At 69.1% G+C, this 5,284-nt stretch carries 3 protein-coding genes; 1 reads left to right on the top strand and 2 read right to left on the bottom strand.

The genetic code is table 11. The annotated features are described in order from the left end of the window. Positions 1-27 precede the first annotated feature (27 nt). Positions 28-705: a TetR/AcrR family transcriptional regulator gene (locus STRIP9103_RS38890; protein ID WP_048821766.1), complete on the bottom strand. Its 678-nt coding sequence runs from the start codon at positions 703-705 to the stop codon at positions 28-30. Next, positions 698-1,729, bottom strand: a complete 1,032-nt coding sequence (locus STRIP9103_RS38885; RefSeq protein ID WP_009336758.1) for an acyl-CoA desaturase — start codon at positions 1,727-1,729, stop codon at positions 698-700. Before STRIP9103_RS38885 ends, STRIP9103_RS38890 begins: the two co-directional genes overlap by 8 nt. Before the next feature lie 609 nt (positions 1,730-2,338). On the opposite strand from STRIP9103_RS38885, the gene ppc reads away from it, so the two are divergent. Continuing rightward, positions 2,339-5,080 carry a phosphoenolpyruvate carboxylase gene (gene ppc / locus STRIP9103_RS38880; RefSeq protein ID WP_009336760.1) on the top strand — a complete coding sequence of 914 codons (2,742 nt, stop codon included), beginning with the start codon at positions 2,339-2,341 and terminating at the stop codon, positions 5,078-5,080. Positions 5,081-5,284: the final 204 nt, after the last annotated feature.

Raw genomic sequence — 5,284 nt, 5'->3', positions numbered from 1 at the left:
CCCGCAGCCGAAGCCCCAAGGGCCCCCTCAGCTCTTCCGGTGTCCGATCAGCCTCGGCTTCTGCTCAAGGCCGTCCAGACCGTGCCACGCCAGATTCACCAGGTGGGCCGCCACCTCCGCCTTCTTCGGGCGGCGGACGTCCAGCCACCACTGGCCCGTCAGGGCGACCATGCCCACCAGGGCCTGGGCGTACAGCGGGGCCAGCTTCGGGTCGAAGCCCCGGCTCTTGAACTCGCGGCCCAGGATGTCCTCCACCTGAGTGGCGATGTCGGAGATCAGGGACGCGAAGGAGCCCGTGGACTGCGGGATGGGTGAGTCCCGTACGAGAATCCTGAAACCGTCCGTGTACTCCTCGATGTAGTCGAGGAGGGCGAAGGCGGCCTGTTCGCAGAGTTCGCGAGGGTGGCCGGCCGTCAGGGAGCTGGTCACCATGTCCAGCAGGCGGCGCATCTCGCGGTCCACGACCACCGCGTACAGGCCCTCCTTGCCGCCGAAGTGCTCGTACACCACCGGCTTGGAGACCCCGGCCTTCGCGGCGATCTCCTCCACGGAGGTCGCCTCGAAGCCCTTCGCCGCGAAGAGCGTGCGACCGATCTCCAGCAGCTGGGCGCGACGCTCGGCGCCGGTCATCCGGGTGCGGCGCGCACGCCGCGGCTTGTCATTGCTCGGGGTGCTGCTGGAGTCGGTCGCCACGGCGTCAATCATGCCGCCTCGGTCGATGCCTTCCGGTGCCGGGAGCGTCCTCACCCGTGATACGCCTGGAATCGATACGTGAGCGTGACGGCCAGCGCACGTCGTACGCCCAGCCGAGCTGTTCGAACCAGCGGATGATGCGGGCCGAGGAGTCCAGCTGACCGCGTTCGACGCCATGGCGCGCGGAGGTCGGGTCCGCGTGGTGGAGGTTGTGCCACGACTCGCCGCACGACAGCACGGCCAGCCACCACACGTTGCCCGAACGGTCACGGGACCTGAAGGGGCGCTTGCCGACCGCGTGGCAGATCGAGTTGATCGACCAGGTGACGTGGTGCAGCAGCGCCACCCGGACCAGCGAGCCCCAGAAGAACGCCGTGAACGCGCCCCACCAGGACATCGTCACCAGACCGCCGATCAGGGGAGGCAGCAGGAGGGAGAGCCCCGTCCAGAGGATGAACTGGCGGGAGATCGTCCGCAGCGTCGGATCCTTGATCAGGTCCGGCGCGTACTTGTCCTGCGGGGTCTGCTCCTCGTCGAACATCCAGCCGATGTGCGCCCACCACAGGCCCTTCATCAGCGCGGGAACCGTCTCACCGAACCGCCACGGGGAGTGCGGGTCGCCCTCGGCGTCGGAGAACTTGTGATGCTTGCGATGGTCGGCCACCCAGCGGACGAGCGGGCCCTCCACGGCCATCGAACCGGCGATCGCCAGCGCGATCTTCAGCGGGCGCCTGGCCTTGAACGAGCCATGGGTGAAGTGACGGTGGAAGCCGATCGTGATGCCGTGGCAGCCCAGGTAGTAGAAGAACACCAGCAGGCCGAGGTCCAGCCAACTCACACCCCAGCCCCAGGCCAGCGGGACCGCCGCCAGCAGCGCGAGGAACGGTACGAGGATGAACAACAGCAGCGCGATCTGCTCGACCGAACGCTTCTGCTCGCCACCCAGCGTCGCCGAGGGGACGGCGGAGTCGGTGTCGGTGACCGGGGAGTCGTTCGCCTTCGGGGCGTCTTCGATCACATCGGAACTTGTGGTCATGGGGCGTCCCCTGTGGGGTCGAGGGTGCAGAGAGAGGGGGTGGGGGGAGGTGCCTGTGGCAACAGCTTGCGCGGTGTACCTGTCGGCTGTCCCTACGGTTCCGTAACCTACGGCATCGTAAGTATGGCAGCGCGGTGGCGAGCGGCAACAGCGCACGACCTCGTGCCCTGCGACACCGCACGACCCGGTGCCCCGGTGGACACAATGGACATATTTCGCAACCTCCGCCACCGGACGTGCCGCAGCCGTGTCCGGCCGCGGAAAGTCATGCCGCTGGGGCGATGGGGCAAGTGAACCCAGCGACACCTCATGACACCGAGTTGCCGCAGCCCACCCGGCCTAACCCCGACCGCCGAAATCGAGCGAACACCGCCCGACCCGGTAATCGGCCGCCCCCGCAGGGATATGGCACTCCGTGCCGCCGAACCGGCCCCTAGCGGCCTGAGCGTGCCAGGAGCCACCTATCCTTGGAGTCGGTCGGACAGCGCGGTCCGCTCTGAATCCTGCCCGGATGCCGAGCCCACCAAGCGGCCCAGCCACCGGGCACCCCACCCGTACCCCACCGGGTTCCCTCCCAGACGAGCTTCAACACTGCAAGGAGCCGCACCTGTGAGCAGTGCCGACGACCACGGCCAGACGGTCACCACGACCAGCGCTGAGCTGCGCGCCGACATCCGCCGCCTCGGCGACCTGCTGGGCGAAACCCTCGTACGCCAAGAAGGCCCCGAACTCCTGGAGCTGGTCGAGCGCGTCCGCCACCTGACCCGCGAGGACGGCGAGGCCGCCGCCGAGCTGCTGCGCGGCACCGAACTCGAGACCGCCGCCAAGCTCGTACGCGCCTTCTCCACCTACTTCCACCTGGCCAACGTCACCGAACAGGTCCACCGAGGCCGCGAACTGCGCGCCCGCCGCGCCGCCGAGGGCGGCCTCCTCGCCCGCACGGCCGACCGCCTCAAGGACGCCGACCCCGAACACCTGCGTGAAACGGTCCGGAACCTCAACGTCCGCCCCGTCTTCACCGCCCACCCCACCGAGGCCGCACGCCGGTCGGTACTCAACAAGCTCCGGCGCATCGCCGCGCTCCTCGAAACCCCGGTCATCGAATCCGACCGCCGCCGCTACGACACCCGACTGGCCGAGAACATCGACCTCGTCTGGCAGACGGACGAACTCCGCGTCGTACGACCCGAGCCCGCGGACGAAGCCCGCAACGCCATCTACTACCTCGACGAACTCCACGCGGGCGCCGTCGGCGACGTCCTCGAAGACCTCACCGCCGAACTGGAGCGCGTCGGCGTCACCGTCCCGGACAACACCCGCCCCCTCACCTTCGGCACCTGGATCGGCGGCGACCGCGACGGCAACCCCAACGTCACCCCCCAGGTGACCTGGGACGTCCTCATCCTCCAGCACGAACACGGCATCAACGACGCCCTCGAACTCATCGACGAACTCCGCGGCTTCCTCTCCAACTCCATCCGCTACACCGGAGCCACCGAGGAACTCCTGACCTCGCTCCACGCCGACCTCGAAGCACTCCCCGAGATCAGCCCCCGCTACAAGCGCCTCAACGCCGAGGAGCCCTACCGCCTCAAGGCCACCTGCATCCGGCAGAAGCTGGAGAACACCAAGCAGCGCCTCGCCAAGGGCACCCCGCACGAACCCGGCCGCGACTACCTCGGCACCGCCGAACTCCTCCGCGACCTCACCCTCATCCAGACCTCACTGCGCGAACACCGTGGCGGCCTCTTCGCCGACGGCCGCATGAACCGCACGATCCGCACGCTCGCCGCCTTCGGCCTCCAGCTCGCCACCATGGACGTCCGCGAACACGCCGACGCCCACCACCACGCCCTCGGCCAGCTCTTCGACCGCCTCGGCGAGGAATCCTGGCGCTACGAGGACATGCCCCGCGAGTACCGCCACAAGCTCCTCGCCAAGGAACTCAGGTCCCGCCGGCCCCTCGCCCCCACCCCCGCCCCCCTCGACGCCGCCGGCGCCAAGACCCTCGGCGTCTTCGAGACCGTCAAGAAGGCCCTCGCCGTCTTCGGCCCCGAGGTCATCGAGTCGTACATCATCTCCATGTGCCAGGGCGCCGACGACGTCTTCGCCGCCACCGTGCTCGCCCGCGAGGCCGGCCTCATCGACCTGCACGCCGGCTGGGCCAAGATCGGCATCGTCCCCCTCCTGGAGACCACCGACGAACTCAAGGCCGCCGACACGATCCTGGAGGACATGCTCGCCGACCCCTCCTACCGGCGACTCGTCGCCCTGCGCGGCGACGTCCAGGAAGTCATGCTCGGCTACTCCGACTCCTCGAAGTTCGGCGGCATCACAACCAGCCAGTGGGAGATCCACCGGGCCCAGCGCCGCCTGCGCGACGTCGCCCACCGCTACGGCGTACGGCTCCGGCTCTTCCACGGCCGCGGCGGCACCGTCGGCCGCGGCGGCGGCCCCTCCCACGACGCGATCCTCGCCCAGCCCTGGGGCACCCTCGAAGGCGAGATCAAGGTCACCGAACAGGGCGAGGTCATCTCCGACAAGTACCTCGTGCCCTCCCTGGCCAGGGAGAACCTGGAACTCACCGTCGCGGCGACCCTCCAGGCCTCCGCCCTCCACACCGCCCCCCGCCAGTCCGTGGAAGCACTCGCCCGCTGGGACGCCGCCATGGACGTCGTCAGCGACGCCGCCCACGCCGCCTACCGCCGCCTCGTCGAGGACCCCGACCTCCCCGCGTACTTCTTCGCCTCCACACCCGTCGACCAGCTGGCCGACCTGCACCTGGGATCCAGGCCTTCGAGGAGGCCCGACAGCGGCGCCGGACTCGACGGCCTGCGCGCCATCCCCTGGGTCTTCGGCTGGACCCAGTCACGCCAGATCGTGCCCGGCTGGTTCGGCGTGGGCTCAGGCCTCAAGGCACTGCGTGAGGCCGGCCTCGACACCGTCCTGGACGAAATGCACGAACAGTGGCACTTCTTCCGGAACTTCCTCTCCAACGTCGAGATGACCCTCGCCAAGACCGACCTCAGGATCGCCCAGCACTACGTCGACACCCTCGTCCCCGCTGAACTCAAGCACGTGTTCGACACCATCAAGGCCGAACACGAACTGACCGTCCGCGAAGTACTGCGCATCACCGGCGAGGAGAAGCTGCTCGACGCCAACCCCGTCCTCCAGCAGACCTTCTCCATCCGCGACGCCTACCTCGACCCCATCTCCTACCTCCAGGTCGCCCTCCTCAAGCGCCAGCGCGACGCGACCGCGGCCGGCGACACCCCCGACCCACTCCTGTCCCGAGCCCTGCTGCTCACGGTGAACGGCGTGGCAGCGGGCCTCCGCAACACCGGCTGACCCACCGCGAACGAAAGGGTGTGATGGGCACGCACGCTGCGCTGTCCCTCCCGGCCGTATGACTCCACCATCCCCCCAAGGCCGCGCGGTGCAACCGGGGCCGAGGTCTGCTCCCAAGCCGATCCTCGTGTCACGAAGCCGGTCCACGTGTCGCGACGGACCCAGGGCGGTGCGACGGTGTTCACAGGAGGTCTCGCGGTTGCC

The organism is Streptomyces ipomoeae 91-03, from assembly GCF_000317595.1.
GTDB classification, from domain to species: Bacteria; Actinomycetota; Actinomycetes; order Streptomycetales; family Streptomycetaceae; genus Streptomyces; species Streptomyces ipomoeae.
This window is presented reverse-complemented; position numbering and strand designations above follow the sequence as displayed.